Source organism: Mycobacterium sp. 1274761.0 (genome assembly GCF_001668615.1).
Lineage (GTDB): Bacteria > Actinomycetota > Actinomycetes > Mycobacteriales > Mycobacteriaceae > Mycobacterium.
The window spans coordinates 40,938-57,936 of sequence record NZ_LZMC01000019.1 but is presented as its reverse complement, the minus strand read 5'-3'; the positions used below and the strand labels follow the sequence as shown (position 1 = coordinate 57,936).

22 protein-coding genes are annotated in these 16,999 nt (G+C 64.7%); 10 read left to right on the top strand and 12 right to left on the bottom strand.

Annotated features, from left to right (window positions below; all coding sequences use genetic code 11):
• Nucleotides 1-3: 3 nt before the first annotated feature.
• From A5651_RS02475 to A5651_RS26355, 5 genes are read right to left on the bottom strand one after another with little or no spacing between them, the layout of a single operon-like run.
• Nucleotides 4-1,971 carry an FUSC family protein gene (locus tag A5651_RS02475; protein ID WP_066975211.1) on the bottom strand — a complete coding sequence of 656 codons (1,968 nt, stop codon included), beginning with the start codon at nucleotides 1,969-1,971 and terminating at the stop codon, nucleotides 4-6.
• Between the two features lie 59 nt (nucleotides 1,972-2,030).
• On the bottom strand, nucleotides 2,031-2,360 hold the full coding sequence (locus A5651_RS02470; protein ID WP_066975209.1) for a ScnB: 330 nt from the start codon (nucleotides 2,358-2,360) through the stop codon (nucleotides 2,031-2,033).
• A complete protein-coding gene (gene scnC, locus A5651_RS02465) occupies nucleotides 2,357-3,052 on the bottom strand; it encodes a thiocyanate hydrolase subunit gamma (protein ID WP_066975207.1) in 696 nt (231 codons plus the stop codon). The genes A5651_RS02470 and scnC overlap by 4 nt, the downstream gene beginning before the upstream one ends.
• The gene (locus tag A5651_RS26360; RefSeq protein WP_066975205.1) at nucleotides 3,049-3,363 is read right to left on the bottom strand and encodes an SH3-like domain-containing protein; all 315 of its coding nucleotides are present in this window, start codon (nucleotides 3,361-3,363) and stop codon (nucleotides 3,049-3,051) included. Before A5651_RS26360 ends, scnC begins: the two co-directional genes overlap by 4 nt.
• Entirely contained in the window at nucleotides 3,360-3,785 is a 426-nt protein-coding gene (locus A5651_RS26355) for an SH3-like domain-containing protein (RefSeq protein ID WP_066975203.1), read from the bottom strand. Before A5651_RS26355 ends, A5651_RS26360 begins: the two co-directional genes overlap by 4 nt.
• 164 nt (nucleotides 3,786-3,949) lie before the next feature.
• Between A5651_RS26355 and A5651_RS02450 the strand changes: the two genes are divergently transcribed.
• The 3 genes from A5651_RS02450 to A5651_RS02440 are packed head-to-tail and all read left to right on the top strand — an operon-like array spanning nucleotide 3,950 to nucleotide 5,896.
• Nucleotides 3,950-4,672 (top strand): EthD domain-containing protein, encoded by a 723-nt coding sequence (locus tag A5651_RS02450; protein ID WP_066975201.1) that lies wholly within the window; start codon nucleotides 3,950-3,952, stop codon nucleotides 4,670-4,672.
• Nucleotides 4,669-5,112, top strand: a complete 444-nt coding sequence (locus A5651_RS02445) for a TIGR03618 family F420-dependent PPOX class oxidoreductase (RefSeq protein ID WP_066975199.1) — start codon at nucleotides 4,669-4,671, stop codon at nucleotides 5,110-5,112. The genes A5651_RS02450 and A5651_RS02445 overlap by 4 nt, the downstream gene beginning before the upstream one ends.
• Before the next feature lie 16 nt (nucleotides 5,113-5,128).
• The gene (locus tag A5651_RS02440; protein WP_066975196.1) at nucleotides 5,129-5,896 is read left to right on the top strand and encodes an enoyl-CoA hydratase/isomerase family protein; all 768 of its coding nucleotides are present in this window, start codon (nucleotides 5,129-5,131) and stop codon (nucleotides 5,894-5,896) included.
• A gap of 82 nt (nucleotides 5,897-5,978) precedes the next feature.
• Here A5651_RS02440 and A5651_RS02435 read toward each other — a convergent pair whose 3' ends face one another.
• Both A5651_RS02435 and A5651_RS02430 read right to left on the bottom strand, forming a co-directional pair.
• Nucleotides 5,979-6,173 (bottom strand): bacterioferritin-associated ferredoxin, encoded by a 195-nt coding sequence (locus A5651_RS02435; protein WP_066975195.1) that lies wholly within the window; start codon nucleotides 6,171-6,173, stop codon nucleotides 5,979-5,981.
• An 11-nt stretch (nucleotides 6,174-6,184) separates the two neighbouring features.
• A complete protein-coding gene (locus tag A5651_RS02430) occupies nucleotides 6,185-6,817 on the bottom strand; it encodes a fatty-acid--CoA ligase (protein WP_066975193.1) in 633 nt (210 codons plus the stop codon).
• Nucleotides 6,818-7,056: 239 nt separating this feature from the next.
• On the opposite strand from A5651_RS02430, the gene bfr reads away from it, so the two are divergent.
• From bfr to A5651_RS02415, 3 genes are read left to right on the top strand one after another with little or no spacing between them, the layout of a single operon-like run.
• Nucleotides 7,057-7,548 carry a bacterioferritin gene (gene bfr / locus A5651_RS02425; RefSeq protein ID WP_066975191.1) on the top strand — a complete coding sequence of 164 codons (492 nt, stop codon included), beginning with the start codon at nucleotides 7,057-7,059 and terminating at the stop codon, nucleotides 7,546-7,548.
• Between the two features lie 24 nt (nucleotides 7,549-7,572).
• Entirely contained in the window at nucleotides 7,573-8,055 is a 483-nt protein-coding gene (locus A5651_RS02420; protein WP_066975190.1) for a carboxymuconolactone decarboxylase family protein, read from the top strand.
• Between the two features lie 21 nt (nucleotides 8,056-8,076).
• The gene (locus tag A5651_RS02415) at nucleotides 8,077-9,438 is read left to right on the top strand and encodes a glutamine synthetase family protein (RefSeq protein ID WP_066975187.1); all 1,362 of its coding nucleotides are present in this window, start codon (nucleotides 8,077-8,079) and stop codon (nucleotides 9,436-9,438) included.
• Between the two features lie 40 nt (nucleotides 9,439-9,478).
• On the opposite strand, the gene A5651_RS02410 is transcribed toward A5651_RS02415, so the two are convergent.
• Complete coding sequence (locus A5651_RS02410; protein WP_066975452.1) at nucleotides 9,479-9,922, bottom strand: nuclear transport factor 2 family protein; 444 nt, start codon at nucleotides 9,920-9,922, stop codon at nucleotides 9,479-9,481.
• A 76-nt stretch (nucleotides 9,923-9,998) separates the two neighbouring features.
• Complete coding sequence (locus A5651_RS02405) at nucleotides 9,999-10,934, bottom strand: SDR family oxidoreductase (protein WP_066975185.1); 936 nt, start codon at nucleotides 10,932-10,934, stop codon at nucleotides 9,999-10,001.
• 67 nt (nucleotides 10,935-11,001) lie between these two features.
• Between A5651_RS02405 and A5651_RS02400 the strand changes: the two genes are divergently transcribed.
• Complete coding sequence (locus A5651_RS02400) at nucleotides 11,002-11,934, top strand: dienelactone hydrolase family protein (RefSeq protein WP_066975449.1); 933 nt, start codon at nucleotides 11,002-11,004, stop codon at nucleotides 11,932-11,934.
• A gap of 7 nt (nucleotides 11,935-11,941) precedes the next feature.
• On the opposite strand, the gene A5651_RS02395 is transcribed toward A5651_RS02400, so the two are convergent.
• From A5651_RS02395 to A5651_RS02385, 3 genes are all read right to left on the bottom strand, one after another.
• On the bottom strand, nucleotides 11,942-12,316 hold the full coding sequence (locus A5651_RS02395; protein ID WP_156662531.1) for a hypothetical protein: 375 nt from the start codon (nucleotides 12,314-12,316) through the stop codon (nucleotides 11,942-11,944).
• 224 nt (nucleotides 12,317-12,540) lie between these two features.
• Nucleotides 12,541-12,978: a hypothetical protein gene (locus A5651_RS02390; protein WP_156662529.1), complete on the bottom strand. Its 438-nt coding sequence runs from the start codon at nucleotides 12,976-12,978 to the stop codon at nucleotides 12,541-12,543.
• A gap of 473 nt (nucleotides 12,979-13,451) precedes the next feature.
• Nucleotides 13,452-14,075 carry a hypothetical protein gene (locus tag A5651_RS02385; protein WP_082943546.1) on the bottom strand — a complete coding sequence of 208 codons (624 nt, stop codon included), beginning with the start codon at nucleotides 14,073-14,075 and terminating at the stop codon, nucleotides 13,452-13,454.
• Nucleotides 14,076-14,495: 420 nt separating this feature from the next.
• On the opposite strand from A5651_RS02385, the gene A5651_RS02380 reads away from it, so the two are divergent.
• From A5651_RS02380 to A5651_RS02370, 3 genes are all read left to right on the top strand, one after another.
• A complete protein-coding gene (locus A5651_RS02380; RefSeq protein WP_066975179.1) occupies nucleotides 14,496-15,209 on the top strand; it encodes an MspA family porin in 714 nt (237 codons plus the stop codon).
• A 340-nt stretch (nucleotides 15,210-15,549) separates the two neighbouring features.
• Entirely contained in the window at nucleotides 15,550-16,230 is a 681-nt protein-coding gene (locus tag A5651_RS02375; protein WP_066975177.1) for an MspA family porin, read from the top strand.
• A gap of 6 nt (nucleotides 16,231-16,236) precedes the next feature.
• Nucleotides 16,237-16,884: a hypothetical protein gene (locus A5651_RS02370; RefSeq protein ID WP_066975175.1), complete on the top strand. Its 648-nt coding sequence runs from the start codon at nucleotides 16,237-16,239 to the stop codon at nucleotides 16,882-16,884.
• Nucleotides 16,885-16,999: the final 115 nt, after the last annotated feature.

Here is a 16,999-nt window from a genome sequence, read left to right as displayed (position 1 = left end):
CCTTCACGGCGTCGCGCTGTCGCGGGCCTCGGCACCGATACCCGCAAGGCTGCGGGTAATCGTGCCGATCTCGGCGACGAGCACACGGGCCGCCCCGTCATCTGAGGTGAGATGTGTTGCGGCGTCACGCAATTGCTGATAGGCCACTGACAGCTGCACGGTATCGACATCCCACGGGGTGGCCGGCGTCGGCGGGTCGCCACGAAGCACCTCGACGTAGTCGTCCACCGCCAGCACGAATCGGCGGCTCAGCGTCGGGGACGGATGCGGGGGAAGGCTCTGTTCCAGCGCCGAACACGAACTCGTGACGGCGTTCAGCGCGGCGCGGAACGACCGCAGCCACCGCCGCAGCTCCCGCGACTCCACCCTGGTCGCGCCGGCGGCGGCTTCGAAGGCGGCACGAGCCCGGAATGCGCGTTGCCACGCCGCGGCCAGCGCATCCGAGGGGTGGTCCAGGTCATGCACGAACGCTTTGATAACCGTTGCGGCGTAATCAATCTCGGTCTTCAGCAGTTCACCGGCGCGTTGCCGCAGCCGGATCAACGCGTCGTCGGGCACCAGCACGTGAAGCAGCACGGCTAAGGCGCCGCCGATGATAACCGCGAGCAACAGGTCGCTGAGCGACGGAGACGGCTCGGTGATGTCCAGCAGCAACACGATGGTCGCACCGAACGCCGCGGTGACCGCGATGTAGCCGAAGGCCGACACCGTGTAAGTGATGCCGAGGAAAACCACGGCGAGGATCGCCGCGACGAGGCCGCCGGGGTGCCACAACATCGTCAATGCAGAAGCGATCACGACGCCGCCGCAGATTCCCGCGATCCGGCCGACACAGCGGGTGTAGGTGTGCGCGGTCTCGGGCCGCATCACCAGCAGCACCGTCAACGGGATCCAGTAACCCGCAGGGACACCGGCGAAGCGGGCGATCGCCGTGCCGGACGCCGCGGCCCCGGCAAGGCGGACGGCGTGGCGGAATATCGGCGACGTCAGGTTGAGGTGTCCGACGGCGACGTCGAACCCCGCCTTGGCCGCAGCCGCCCAGTCGGAGACGTGACGACGACCGAAACGCAGGGCGTCGGCGCGGTGCAGCTGCCGCGACAGCCGCTGTGCCACAGGCGTATCCGCTGACTCTACCGTGGCGGCGGCAGCATCGACGCCTTTGAGCGCGTACTGCGCGTCTCTGCGCGCGGTCCGGCTCTGCGCGGCGATCGCCGCAAGCGTGTCCGCCGCCGCGATCAACAGGTCGCGAATCGACTCCTGACCGTCCGCCTTACCGCGCGACACCGTCAAGGTCTTGGCGATTTGTTCGGGCAGCGCGTGCCAGTCCCGGTAAGCGGGGGTGCGCCGGCCGGACTGTGCCTCGTTGCTGCTGAACGCTTCCTTGCAGTCCAGCAGTTGCGACGAGTCGACTTCGGCCGTCGGCTCGGCGGCCAGCCGCCGCGCGTCTGTACTCAGCGAGCGGTACACCTTGGTCAGCGCTTCGCGCTCGAGCCGCCAACGCTGCGGCGGCCACAGCGCGATGAGCGCGGCCTGGATCAGCCCGGCCGAGAAGGCGAACATCGCCGAGCCGACGGCGCCGAGGGCAGGCTGCGGCTGCTGGATCACCAACAGCAGGCCCGACGCGCCGGCCAGCAGCCCGGCGGGTGCACCGACCGCCCATTGCATTCCGGCGAAGAAACACCAGACCGCGATGACAATGACGAACACGACGCTGACGCCGGAGGACACCCCGCCCACCAGCACGGCGATGCCCAGCTCGACCGAGACGGCCAGCACGATCGGGATGCGTCCGAGCGGATTGTCCTGCAGCGCGATGGCCCCCGCGAGCGCTCCGGCGGCGGCTGCAGAGATCGCCGACCCGTGCGGCCCCCAGAACAGGGCCGCCGCTGTCACGACGAACACCCCGAGCAGGCTGCGGGCCACCGCGCCGTTGTCCGGCAGGTGCAGTCGTAACGCGTGGCCCTTGCTCACCTGAACATTCTCACCCCGGCGGGCTCGGATCGGGGCGAAGCCGGCTCGGCGATCTGTCGTTAAACCCGGTTGAACCGCTCCCGCACGGCTTTCATCCGTTCCCGCAGCTCTTCGGGCGTGAACGCGCCCCGCTGCATCAACTCGTGCGCGGTCACCACGGCCGACCGGGCGTGCACCGGGACGTGCCGATAGGTCGTCTCACCCAACTCGTCTTCGGCGTGCCGGCGCTCGAGGTTGTCCAAAGTGCCCCGCCACGACAGGCATTCGCATGTCGCCTGCATCGCCGACTCCCACGGGTCCGGCTTGCGCTCCAGCTCAGGAAGCGAGCCCTCGCGACGAACATCGGGGCCCAGGGTATCGAGCAGCACGTCATACGGCTCGCGGCTCATGCGCTGGCCCGTCCCGATGGCGGCCCGGAAGCCGTCCAGTCGACCTGCGGCAGCGCCACTCCGATCATGGTGTCGCGGGTGACGATCGCCGCCAGCTGCTCCTCCGTCCACCCCTCGGTGCCTTCGGGCCGCATCGGCATGACCATGAACCGCGACTTCTGGTTCGAGTCGTGCACCCGAACCTCGACATCCGGACCGAAGTGCAACCCGAACTCCGCCAACACTTCTCGCGGCCAGCGCACCAGCCGGCGACGGTAGTTCGGGGTGCGGTACCAGTCGGGTGACATGCCGAGCACCGGCCGGGGATAGCAGGAGCACAACGTGCACACGATCACGTTGTGCACGTTCGGCGTGTTCTCCAACACGTAGAAATAGGTGTAGTCACTCGGCGTTCCCACACCGGTGGGGTCGAGCCAATCGATGCCCACCTCTTTGCAGGCTTCGGTGCCGTCGGCGAGCAGTCGCGCCTTGAAGTCGGGATCGGTCCACGCCTTGGCCACCAGCTTCGAGCCGCCGCTGGGGCCGATCGACTCCGCCCATTCAGAGAAGCGCCGGTGATCCTCCTCGGAGAACAGCCCCTTCTCGATGGCAAGTTCGCGTACCGCCCGCTCAAGAATCTCGAACTCGCTCACCTGATCCGATGCCTGAATCGGATCATGGCCGCCGTGATCGTGATCGTGGTCGTGGCTCACTGCTCTTCCTCTCCGGCCGGTTCGAGCCAGTGTTCGGAGACCTCGGTCTCCAACGTGTCGATTTCGAAGCCGGTGTAGTTCGGCCACAGATCCTTCTGACGGAAGCGCACGACATAGAAGGGCTCGAGCCGCCCACCACGGTCCACGTCGTCGCGACCCCATGCTTCGTCTTCGGGGATGATCCACTCCGGCCGGTACTCGACGACGACGCCCGTCTTGCCGCGGGTGAAAGCCTGCGTGCGGGTGTGGAACAACGTGGTGCCGTCCTTCACCGTGACGCGGTCGCCGATCGCGTATTTGTATTCGGTCACGCCTTCTTCTCCAACCGCGCACGCACCTCGTCGATTTTGGCCGTCAATTCGTCTGGCCTGATGAGCCCCTTGTTGATGAGCACCTTGGCTGCGACCGTCGCCCATCGGGCGTAATAAGGCAAACCGAAATACAGTGTCGCGCCGAGGTCGTTCTCCGCACGTCGGCGTTCCTCCGAGTTCCATGCCCCGCGCCACCCGAGGCACTCGCACGTCACATAGGTGTTCATCTCCCATTCCTCTTCGACCTTCTCTTTGAAGGGCAATGGCAGGTCGATCTGGCCGCCGACGTCGTGCAGCACGTGACGAAGCGCGGCGTACAGCTCGTTGGAGATTTCGTAGGGAGAGTCCAGGGGTTCACGGAAAACCGGTGCTAGATCAGCAACCCGTCCCGACAGTTCGTCAAAGCCGCGTGGTGGGGACATCAATACCTCCAGAAATTGACGCGTGAAAACGCAACTGCCTGACCGAGTCTGATGCTGCGAGCGTGTAATGAATCTATCCGACGATCCGGCAATTACGGGTCAAGAACGCGGAATAGGTGGACGCGACAAGATGGGCTCCGCATGTTTTCGCTAGGTTCTCCATCGTGGAGAAAGTCATCCTCACGCTGAGGGGCGCCGACGCGGACGACGCCTGGTGCGCCAGGCTGCGCGCACACGTCGCCGCCGACCTTCTCGACATCGGTCTGCCGGGCCTGGCGATCAATGTCCGCGATGCCGAGGTACGTGATTCGTTGATGACGCTGACCACACTGGATCCGCCTGTGGTGGCCGTGGTCAGCGTGTGGACCCAGCAGTCATACGGCAAGCAGGTGCAGGCCGTCACCGAGCGGCTGACCAAGGAGTGCAAGACGGTCGCTGCATACCTCGTCACGGAATCGGTGCCGCTGCCGCCGCCGTCGACCGTGCCCGGTCAGCGCACCTCCGGGCTGGCCAATGTGGCCCTGTTGCGGCGTCCCGCGGACCTCGACGAAGCGACATGGCTGTCGCGCTGGCACATCGACCACACGCCGGTGGCGATCGAAACTCAAGCAACGTTCGGCTACACCCAGAACACAGTGGTGCGCGCGCTCAGCGACGGCGCGCCGGCCGTCGCGGCGATCGTCGAAGAGCTGTTTCCGGCCGAAGCCGTATCCGACCTACACGCGTTCTTCGGCGCCGCCGACGACGAGGATCTGCGGCACCGGATGGAGCGCATGCTCGCCAGCACCGCCGCGTTCGGCGCCAACGAGAACATCGACACGGTGCCGACCAGCCGCTACGTCTACCGCAGCCCGTTCTCCGATGGACGACAGAAGGTGAGCCGATGACCACACTCCACGAGGCGGTGGCGCTGGCCGCCGGCGAGAACGGCCTGACGGTGGTCTCGACGCTGCGGGCCGACCACACCATTCAAGCGTCGCTCGTCAACGCCGGCGTGCTGCCCCACCCCGAAAGCCGCAGTGCCGTACTGGCTTTTGTCACCTACGGCCGGGTGAAGCTCGGGAACCTGCGTGCCCGGCCGCAACTGGCGGCAACGTTCCGCAACGGGTGGCAGTGGGCGACCGTCGAAGGCGTCGCCGAACTCGCCGGACCCGACGACCCGCAGCCCTGGCTCACCGATCCCGATCGGCTTCGGCTGCTGCTGCGCGAGATTTTCACGGCCGCAGGCGGCACCCATGACGACTGGGATGCCTATGACCGCACGATGGCCGAGCAGCGTCGCACGGCGGTCCTCGTTGCACCCACTCGCGTATACAGCAACGCCTGAGCCGTACGCTTCTGCGGTGACACTCAAGATCGACGACGCCAACCGGGTACGGACGCTCACACTCGACCGGCCCGATGCGCTCAACGCCTTCAACGAGGCGCTCTACGAGGCGACGGCGATCGCGCTCCGCGAGGCGGCCGACGACGGTGACGTCGCCGTCGTCCTGTTGACAGCCACCGGGCGGGCGTTCAGCGCGGGCAATGATCTCAAGGAGATGCAGGCGCGCATCACCGATCCGTCGATGGCAAAACAGGGCAGCCATTTCAGCACGATGATCGACGCGTTGACCGAGTTCCCGAAGCCGCTGATCTGCGCCGTCAACGGGCTCGGAGTCGGCATCGGGGCAACGATCCTCGGCTATGCCGATCTGGTGTTCATGTCGTCGCAGGCGCGGTTGAAGTGCCCGTTCACCAGCCTCGGCGTGGCGCCGGAGGCGGGGTCGTCCTATCTGCTGCCGCAGTTGGTCGGACGGCAGAACGCGGCGTGGTTGTTGATGTCGTCGGAGTGGGTCGGCGCCGACGAGGCGCTTCGAATGGGCTTGGTTTGGAAGGTATGTGCCCCGGAGGACCTACTGCCCGAAGCGCGTCGGCACGCCGAAATCCTGGCTGCGCGACCGATTCCCAGCCTGATCGCGGTCAAGAAAACCATCGCCGAGCCCTATCGGCCGGGAATCGCCGCCGCCACCGAGCGGGAGAACGCCCACTTCGTCGAGTTGATGGGCGCCGCGGCCAACGCTGACGCCCTCGCCGCGTTCACCGGAAAGCGGGGAAGCGCACGTAGTTAGGTTGTGACTTTCGTTTGTGAATCCACCGACGCGTTTCGCGATTTTGCGTCGTCACATTCACAAACGGGGCGGCTCTGGCGGGCTAGCTCCGCGCTGCCGACGTCCTGCCGTTGTTGGCGAAGTGCGCTTCGATGATCGCCCGTACTGTGCGCCTACACCGTCCGCAGTCGGATCCGGCCCCGCACGCAGCCGCGACTTCCTTGGAGGTCGAGGCGCCCTTCTCGACGGCCTCGCTGACCACGTGGCTGGTGACTCCTTCGCACAGACAGACGAACATTTACCGGCCCATCAGTTCTTACTGCCGATGCTCATCAGGTGAGCGAACTTGCCCACGAAATGGGTCGGGTAGGCGCCGAGACCCGCGTGCGACATCCACTCAGCGGCAGTGTCGGGGTTGTCGATCCACTGCCGCGCGTTGATCTCGTTGTCGATCTCCTGCAGGATCATCACTTCCTGCCCGTCGTCGAGTGCCCGGTAAACCCAGATCTTGCGGACCCCGCCGCGCTTGAACCGGTCGAGGCCCTGGTGCACCTTCTCCATCAGCGCCGACACGTCATCGACGGTCGACATGACCCCGACGACGATCCGGCCGACGTGGTCTTCCGGCGACGGCTCGTACAGATCGATCTTCTCGACGACCTCGCCGCCGAAGATCGGCGGAATGTCGTCGGCGCCGGAGATGTCGAACCACTCGAATATCGCGGGGGAGCGCAAAACCTCTCGCAGCGATACCACGTGCCGGATGCCGATTGTCACCAATACCCGCTGGGGTTCCCATATCGACGTATAGAGAACAACATGATGCGCACCGACCGACGCCAAACCGTCCCGATGCTTTTTGAGCCACGTCCACATTCGGTCGATATCGTCGACGCGAAAATCGCACGCGAGAATCAGTGAGTGCAAGTTGTACTCACTCATCGTTTTCCTTCGTCGCGCTGCGCTGGTAAGCATGTTAGCGCAGTCTATCCTTAGTTAGGACAGGCAGTCCACCGGTCCCGCCTGATGATTATCCGCCGCGCCGAAGATCGTTGCCGGAAACCGAGAAACACGCGTGGCACGGTTGCTGTAGTTGTTACAGCCGCGCGCGGCGTGCACTAGATTGGTAGCCCTCACCACAGCCCACCGACCTGATGACGCGACCGGCGCTAGGAGCCAGCATGCAAGGGGACCCCGACGTTTTGAAATTGCTCAACGAGCAATTGACGAGCGAATTGACGGCAATCAATCAGTATTTCCTGCACGCTAAAATGCAGGAAAATTGGGGATTCACCGAATTGGCCTCGCACACCCGCGCTGAATCGTTCGATGAAATGCGGCACGCGGAGGCAATTACCGATCGGATATTGCTCCTCGACGGCCTGCCGAATTACCAACGCCTTTTCTCGTTGCGGGTGGGGCAGACGGTGCGTGAGCAGTTCGAGGCCGACCTCGCCATCGAGTACGAGGTGATGGAGAGGCTGAAGCCCGGCATCATCCTGTGCCGCGAGAAGCAGGACGCGACGACGGCCAACCTGTTCGAGAAGATCCTCGCCGACGAGGAGAACCACATCGACTACCTCGAGACCCAGCTGGAGCTGATGAGCAAGCTCGGCGAGGAGCTCTACCTCGCGCAGTGTGTCTCGAGGCCGCCGGGCAGCACCGCAGAATAGCGGCCACCGCGTACGATTCCGGCTATGAGCCGGATCGGAGACTTCCCTGACGACGACGCCGCGGCATGGGCGGTGAAATCGCCCGGCATCGGTGCCGGGTTGGTCGCGTTCACCAATGCGGTTTACAAGAAGAACCGGCTGCCGATGCGGGTGCGCGAGTTGGCCCGCATGGTCATCGCGCTCAACAACGAATGCGTGGTGTGTCAGAACACCCGCGACGGCGAGGGCGTTGCTGCCGGAGTCGACGAGGATCTGTACGACCACGCCGCGCAATGGCGCACGTGGCCCGGGTACAGCGAGCAGGAGAGGATCGCCGCCGAGTTCGCGGAGCGTTTCGCCAGCGACCACACCGCCCTTCGCGACGACGAGGACTTCTGGGCGCGGGCCGGCGAGCAGTTCAGCGACGAGCTGATGGCCGACCTGGCGCTGTCCTGTGCGATGTGGTTGGGCATGGGCCGGATGCTGCGCACGCTGGACATCGGCCAAAGCTGCAAGATCACGCTGTAGCCTCAACCGCCACAGCGCAGAATGGCTGTCATGGCAGCCAAACCCCTCGCCGCAGCGGCCATCGCCCAACTGGAGTCCGACGGCGTCGCGACGCTCATCGGCACGATCGTCAACCCGGCGGGTCTGACCCACGCCAAAACAATTCCGCTACGCAAGATGGGCGCGTTCGCCGATCCCGGACTGGGTGCGAGCCCGGTGTGGCACGTCTTCACCATCGACCAGATCGGTATCGCGTTCAGGGATGCCCTCGGTGTGGTCGGTGATCAGCGCATCAGGATCGACCTGGGCGCGTTGCGCATTCTCGGCGACGGATTGGCTTGGGCGCCAGGGGCTTTCTTCGATCAAGACGGCGAACCGGACCCGTATTGCTGCCGGGGTGCGCTGTCGCGCGTCGAGAACAGGCTCGCCGAGGCGGGCATCGACGCGCTCGTCGGCCACGAGCTGGAATTCCTTCTCGTCGGGCCGGACGGCGGTCGCCTGCCCGCGCACATGTGGGCGCAGTACGGACTTGCGGGGGTGCTCGAGTACGAGGGTTTCGTCCGTGACGTGACCAATGCTGCAACGGGCTCGGGTGTCTCCATCGAGCAGTTCCATCCGGAGTACGGGCAGAACCAGTTCGAGATATCGCTGACACCTCAGCCACCCACCGCGGCCGCAGATCAGCTGTTGTTGATGCGGATGATCATCGGCAGGGTCGCCAGGCGGTACGACCTGCGGGTCACCCTGTCGCCGGTGCCGTTCGCCGGGAGCGTGGGAACAGGTGCACACCAACACTTCTCACTGAAGAAGGGTGACACCCCGTTGTTCTCGGGCGGTACCGGTGCGCAGGGGATGACGCCGGAGGGGGAGTCCGCGGTGGCCGGCGTCGTGGCGGGCCTGCCCGAAGCGGAGGGCATCTTGTGCGGATCCATCGTCTCGGGTCTGCGGATGCAGCCAGGACACTGGGCCGGCGCCTTCGTGTGCTGGGGCACCGAAAACCGCGAAGCCGCAGTGCGTTTCCTCATCGGCGGCAACAGCAACCCGCTCGGCGCGAACGTCGAGGTGAAGGTCGTCGACCCGTCAGCGAACCCGTACCTCGCGACGGCGACCATCCTTGGGCTTGCGCGTGACGGCATCGAGCGGAACTTGACGCTGCCACCGGAAACAGCGGTCGACCCCGCGACGCTGACCGACGAGCAGCGCGGAAACATCGGCGTGACGCTGCTGCCGACCAGCCAGGCCGAGGCCCTTGACCTGCTCGACGGTTCGGCATTGGTTCGGGGCATCCTGGGCGATGCGGTTGTCGACGCGACGCTCGCGGTGCGCCGCTATGAGCAGGAGACCTACGGGCACCTCGGCGAGGAGGAGCTCGCCATCAAGTTCCGCCTGGCCTGGAGTGTTTGAGAGTCTGTGAGCGTTTCTGAGAGCGTCTGGTTCAGGCGACTCACACCAGACCGGTAGCGTCGTACACCCACGACATATCCGCATTCGCGAAGTCCTCAAGCCATGTGGGCGGGGCGTGGTTGGCCAGTGCGCCCATGTCCCAGTAGTCCTTCCAGAGCGTGATCTTGCCGTTCTCGACGCGATGCACGGTGACGAACTTCAGCGTCGCTGATTCGCCTGTGGGCCAATGCCATTGCTCGTGATGCTCATACATCACGTCGGCGCCGTTGTCGATCATCAGGCCGGTGAAGTTCTCGTAGGACGCCAACGGCTCGAGCCCGATCTTGAGCCGTTTGACGATGTCGTCGGGCCCGCGCGCCGCCGCAGTTGGACCGACGGGCATATCCAGGTAGATGCAGTCGTCGGCAAGAAACGTCTTCACCGCATCCCAGTCACGATCAGACAGTGCCTTCCACATGCCGAGCACGATTTTCTCGACGGACACTTCCCGTCTCCAGTCCTTCGTCACGAGGCCATGAAACAGACCAGAGGCTGGCAAGTCAACACATTGCGAAATGTGTCTACTGCACGGCAGAAGCCCAGCCATCGGGCTGCCTGCCGTCGATGTCGGTGACGCCATACTCGCGGGCCAACTCGGCGGACGTCACCGATTGCTGGTTCCACCGAGCGCGGTTCTCGTCGGCGGCGACGGCGGCGATACCCCTTCCGACAAACCGTGGCGACTCCGATTCGGCGAAGCCTGGTGGGGCCGACGGCAGTGCACCGCTGCGGGGACCGAGGGCGGTGCGCCAATTCGCCTCGGTCACACCCCAGTTGTCGAGCATCATCTCTGAGCGCAGCCACCCAGGGGTCACGGCCACCGCCGTCGCGCCGTACGGAGCCAACTCGTGACCATGTGCGAAGGCAAGCCGGTTTACCGCCGTCTTGGCGAGGTCGTAGAAGACTGACAGCCGAAAGTTCTCGTCGTTGTATCGGCGGGTCCCGTCGGTGACCTCGATCAGCAGTCCGCCGGGCCGCTCGATGAGCAGCGGGTGCAGACTGTGCGACGTGATCAGGTGCGTCTCGACACCGAGACGCAGGATGCGCAGCCCATCCGCAAGATCGTGCTCCCAGATCGGCCGGTTCCACGTGGGTGGCGAACCCTTGAGGATCTCCGCCCCCCAGATGTCGTTGACCAAGATGTCGATCCGCCCGTAGTCGCCGCGGAGCCGGTGGGCCAGCGCCCGCACCTCGTCGACTGCGAGATGATCGACCTGTATGGCAACCCCTGTGCCGCCGAGTTCGTCGACGAGCGCGGCGGTTTCCTCGATGGTCTCGGGTCGGTCGTAATCCGACTTCTCGTTCCCCGAGGTCGAACTGCGGCCAGTGCACACCACGGTGGCTCCCGCCTCTCCGAGCGCTGCCGCGATGCCGCGACCGGCGCCTCGCGTTGCGCCGGCAACCACTGCCACCCGGTCGCGCAGGACCTTACCGCCACGTGTGGTATCGCCGCCCATATCTGAGTATCGCGCGGAAACAATGGGCTCTACCCGGCTTCAGCATTCAGGCGGCATACTCGCCAACGTGACCCCCTTGCAGCGCTACATCGCCGAAGAAATCGCCACCGACCACGTCGACGGACTGCTGACCCGGCGCGAGGCGCTACGCCGGTTGGCGCTCCTCGGAGTCGGTACTGCAGCCGCCTCGGCACTGATCGCTGCCTGCGGCGAGAACAAGAAGACCACCGCCGAAGCGCCCGCCACATCGACGGGCGCCGTGACAGTCAGCGGGCCGGCGCCCGCGAGCGCACCACCGCCGGGATCCGGCACGGCACTGCCCACCGGGCCGACCACCTGGCCGGGGCCGAAGGGGGAGCTCGCCGCGGCGTGGGCGGAGGCGCCGAATGCCCGCGGCGGCGTGCTGGTGATCCACGAGAACAAGGGCCTCAACGACTGGGTCCGTTCGGTAGCCGGCCGGTTCGCCGGAATCGGCTACTCGGCGTTGGCCGTCGATCTTCTTTCGCCGCAAGGCGGTACCGCGAAATTCACCGATCCGGCCGAGGCGACGGCGGCGCTGGGCAAGATCCCGAACGAGGAGTTCGTCGCCAACCTCAGGTCTGCGGTCGGTGAGTTACAGCGCCGTGTGCCCGGCAAGAAGATCGCCGCCGTCGGCTTCTGCATGGGTGGAGGGCTGGTGTGGCGTCTTCTCGCCGCGGGAGTCCCGGACCTGGCGGCCGCGGTGCCGTTCTACGGCCCGGCGCCCGACAACCCGGACTTCTCCGGATCTAAAAACGTTGCGGTGCTCGGGTTTTACGGCGCGCTCGATGAACGCGTGAACAAGACCGAACCTGCCGTCCGGGCCGCTCTGGAGAAGGGCGGGTTGACGCATGAGCTGGTCACCGAGCCCGACGCCAACCACGCGTTCTTCAACGACACCGGCGAGCGCTACAACGCGTCCGCGGCCGCCGACGCGTGGCGCCGGGTGCAGGACTGGTTCGGCAAGTACCTCGCGGCGTGAAGCGCTGCTACTGAGAGGGCGGCGCCGGACGCACATGCCACGGTTTGCAGCCGACGGTGGTGAATTGGTGGTCGGCGAGAGTGACGGTCACGTCTCGGGGGCCCGATTCGTCGCCGGTGGCGATGTGCTTCAGGTTTCCGAAGACAGTGGGTGACCCATTCTGCTCGCCGAGATTGCCTGTCGCCCAGTGACAGCTGGGAACCGGAATCGGGTTTCCATTGTCGTCGTACTGTCTGATTTGGCGGGCCGGGCCCTCGGTGTGCCAGATGCCTGCGGCGATGTCGCGGCCCACTCGATACGTGCCATCACGATCGATCGATTGGGCAGGCGGTGGTGGCGGCGGTAGCGGAGCAGTGGCCAATGGCGTAGTGAGGCCAGCCACGGGTGCTGAGGGCAGGTCGCAGCCTGCCACAGCAAAAGCCGCGAGAAGAATCCAGACCCTCACGTCGCGACATCTTACAATCGCTGAAAAGCGCTGGGAGAAGCCAAGGAAAGTGCGTTGGAGATACGCACACCTGAGCTCACAGGCTCAGATGCGCGCATCGCCACTTTCAGCGGTTTCCTGGCTCCGGTTATGCAGAAGCCGACGTCAGGTTCGGGGTGAGTTCAGGAGCACCCGGACGGATTGAGGCACAGGCCCTTGATGAAAGTGCCGTTGGCACCGGGAACGAAGTAGTTGAAAATTCCGTAATTGCCCTTGGGCTGACCGATGATGACTTGGCCGAACCCGTTGCCGAAAAGGCTTGGCGTGGTTGCGTTTGTGGTCGCGGCGTTCGTCGTCAAAACGCTCTTTGCCGTTTCGCCGGACTTCTCTGCTGTGCTCGCGGCAGTGTTCGACGAGGTGTCTTTGGCGGGAGCCTTGTCTGCCGGCGCGCTTTGGCCGGGCTTCTTGTCCGAGTCGTGCTTGTGCCATCCCGGAAGCGCTTGCGCCGGGCCTGCACCGAAGCCGACACTCAAAATCGCAGCGGTTGTCGCAGCAACTCCGGCCAGACCGGCGACCTTTGCCGGGCCGAGGCCGCCCTGTCCGACGCGGTGCTTGCCCACATAAGCCATCAGAAATCCCCCTTTGCTAAATCTGTCGAGTGACGTTGAGCTGATCCATCGCTATTACCGTAAACGCCATCACCGAAAAATCGCGAAGCATCACATGAACGCGAAGTATCGAGATCGCGACCAATACGTGACGCTAAGCCATCACCGGCGGCAGCGGAGGTCGCGGTCATTCCTGCGCGACAATCAGTCCTGCGCGATGCGCTTGGCAATATTCAAATTTCAGATGATCCAATGTGTTTGGATCGGGCGCTCTGATGGGGCGGTCGGAATCGGCGAAGGTTGCACCGTTTTGACCGACGTCACATGCTGGCTCAAGATCTTCGCCAGCGTGGCAGTCGTGCACTGTTCACGTCAGGGATTGAGGTCGGGTCAGGCGGCATCGGAACTCGAGTGTGTGCGCCACTCTAGTTTGCCCTGAAACGCCAGGAACCGGTCGCAGTTGGTTTCCGACCACGTCTATTCAATCAACTCTGGGGCATTTGAGATGTCGCGCATGCCATTTGGGCGTCGTGCGCGCTCTGATTCAGAGTTGTTGCCGTCGAGTTCAGGCTGTCACCACCACCACGGACTCCCATGATGAGGACCATCTTCGCCGCGTTCACCGACCACGTCTGCATCGGTGCCGTCACCGCGGGGGATGCTCCCGGTATGGTCGATGCCGCGAGCGACGCGGCAGCGGCTTGCCGTAGCGCAGTTCTGCCCGCGACGTTCGCATTACTGACGGTCGAGCTGTTGTAGTCGACGTAATTGCCGCTGCCGGCGCTGTAGTCGGCGAAATCTTCGTAGTTGATAGCGGCATAATTCACAGCCTTGTTGAACAAGTCGCACGCGTCTCTGGTGGGGTCGCCAGACGACTGCGGCTGTGCGGTCGACGGGTCTTGACCCTGCGGTGTGCCGGTGGGCCCGAGCGGCCCGTTGGAAATAGTTCCGGCCTCGCCGGCCGCCGGCGGCGCATCGGCGGGTCCTGCCTCCTGTGATACCGCGGCCGGAGCCGGGAGAGGCGGTTGAGGCTGATCGACGCCTGCGGGATCGGCGGATGCCACGGGGACGACGGTCAAGCTGACGCCTAGAGCCATCAATGTCGTCATTGCCTGACCGCAAACGCGAAATACCATCGTCGTTCCTTCCAGATCTCGTTGGTTCACGGCGATCAGCTCGGTGTCGGTTCAAACCGTGTGGTCAGTGTGCACGACGATTGGTGGCATCGTGTATCACCTGGCCGTACGCCATGCACGGCTCTGTCGAAGGCAACCGTCATCGATCGTGGATGTGCAACCTTTACTGTTGGTGAACGGATGAGAAACAGCCGGTGCCGCAGAGCAATCCATTACATGTCTGCCGTGACGGGACCCGCAGATGCCCCCTTCGCCACAGGACGCGGGATGCCGGGTAGATGGGAACAGGGCGCCGAGCGTTAGCACGGTGTTTACCGTCTGGACACTCGCCCCCTTGAAGATTCCTCAAGACAACCCCGCGGGGATTCGGACGATGAGAGGCGCCAACTCGACATGATTAATCGTTTTGCCATGCTGGCCGCAGCTTGCATGCTGGTCCCAGTCGGGACAGCCCCTCTGGCGCTGGCGGACGAGCCGGCGCCGCCGGTCGTGCCGGCTGGCAACGCCGGCGCGCCACCGCCGGGCGGCCCGGGCGGTCCGGGACCGGCCGGCCCCGTGCCCTCCGCGCCCGCCGGGGTCCTGAAGACACCTGACGGCTACACCTTGACTGTCCAAGGACAAAACGAATCGATGGAGCCTGTCGCTGCGCTGACTGGCGCGCCCACATCACGGGAATACCTGGTAGACGGCACTTTTACCGGATCGGTGACGGGATCCGGCGGTCCCAAGCTCGCGGGCGGAAACCTCGAGGCCGGCTATCAGATCGGTTGCGGTATCGCCCAAGATGACATCGAGAACATCATTTCGGCCGGTATCACGCCAAGCGTCGGTATACCGCTCGTCAGCGGCACGATCCTGCCCATCACCATTCAGCCGGCGCTGTCCTACCAAATGAAGATCGTCCTGAAGCCTGGCACGGTCAACATCGTTCCTGTCGACAAGAAGACGTTCAAAGGTACGAGTCCGAAGATCAACGTCACCGGTTTGCGCGTCAAGTTCGACCAGTGCGCGGGTTCGTCGTTCATTCGGTCCTTTGCGACTCTGACCAGCTCGACCGATGACACCGACGACGTCGTCACCTATGTCGGCGTCACAAAGATGGTGTGATGCACACATTCGCCGTCCTGCTTTAGGTTGACGGTGGACATCTGCTCCTGCCCGCATGCCCTCACCAACGGTGGGGGCATGCGGCTTTCTGCGGCAAAGCGGCAGCGACAACCAAATCGGACTCGTGTGATCTTCACGGCACGACGTACGGAAAGTTTGCTTGTGTGGTATCCGCACAGCGCGAAAGCACGACGCGGAGATTTACCCAAGATCGCTTAGTGGTCGGTAATCGGGCGTGAATTGTTGGTGCTCCGTTAACCGTTTGGACATCCGCCCCCTTGAAGATTCCTCAAGACACATCCCCGCGGGGATTCACACGATCGAGAGGCGCCCACACGACATGTTGAATCGTTTTGCAACAGTGGCTGCTGTTTGCATGCTGGTCCCGGTCGGCCCAGCTGCGGTCGCCTTGGCGGACGATCCGCCTCCGGCAGTCCCCGCCGCGGACGCCGTCGGCCCCCCGCCCGACAACGGCGTTGTCCCATCCGGTCCTCCGGGAGTCGCGCATGCCTCCGAAGGACGGACGATAACCGTGCTTGCCAAGGATGAGACGCAACTGCCGATCGCCCCGTTGACTACCTCGCTCGCATCGCGTGACTGGTTGGTGGGCGCCACCTTCACCGGCTCGGGAATGGGATCTGCGAAAGGCGGATCGCTCGAAGTCGGCTACCAAATCGGCTGTGCTATCGAGATGGACAAGATCAAACTCAACGGCAGCATCGGCATCGGCACGAGCGCCTTCGGCCTCAACACCGCAGGTGTACTGGGCGGCCCCACGTCGCTCACGGTGCCAATTCAGGGTCAAATCGAGGTCGAGCCCAGGCCCGGCACGGTCACCAATGTCGTCGTGGACAAGAAGACGTACAAGGGCAACTCGGTCCGGGTGACGGTCAAGGACATTCACATCAAAATCGACAACTGCGTCGGTGCGTCGTCGCTGCGCTCGTACGCGATTCTGACGAGCTCTAACGGTGACACTGACGACGTCGTCGCCTACTACGGCGTCACAAAGGTGTTCTGAGTCAGCATGACTCGCGATCACCTCATCGTCGGTATCGCAGCGGGCTTCCTGGCCGTCGGTGCGGCGGTCGCCTCCGCGGCGACCGCCGCCGCGGAGGATCCACCGCCGCCCGCAGACCCCGCGCCACCCGCGGCGCCACCGACTGGTCTGATCCCACCCGCGGGGACCCTGCAGAATTTCCTCCCGGCCGGCGGCATGGCTCCAGGGTCGGGCTACGACTTCTTGTTGGGGCAGGCACCGATGCCAACGGCACAAGGCGGCCAACCGACCCCGGCGATGGTCGGCGCTGACGGACAGCCAGTCGGGCCCACGCCCCAGCAGACGATTCTGGACACGCAGGCCATCGACGCTCTCAAACCCACCAACTTCACGTTGGACAGGCAGGGACAGCAGTCCATGTACAGCCACACGCCTGCCCCTGCTGACGCGCCGCCTCCCAACTTCTTCGACAACACCAGGGGCGCGCACGGCATCTGGAACTACGGCATGGGCAGGCTCACCACCGACCAGCTCGGTCAGCCGCTGCCGGGTACGGCACCGCCGCCCGGAACGAACATTCCGATGGGCGTGGTGAACCTCGACGACCCGTCAGCTCCGCCGCCGCCACAACCGCCGTTCCCGTTCACCGCGGCCACCCCGCCACCGGCCGGCTGAGCTACGCCGCGCGGATTGACCACGCCAGCAGTGACCGCAGCGTTGTTCACGGACCGTTAAGGCACCAGTCGTGGGAGCGTCGCTGATGGCACAGACGTGCCGGTTCTCATTCGAG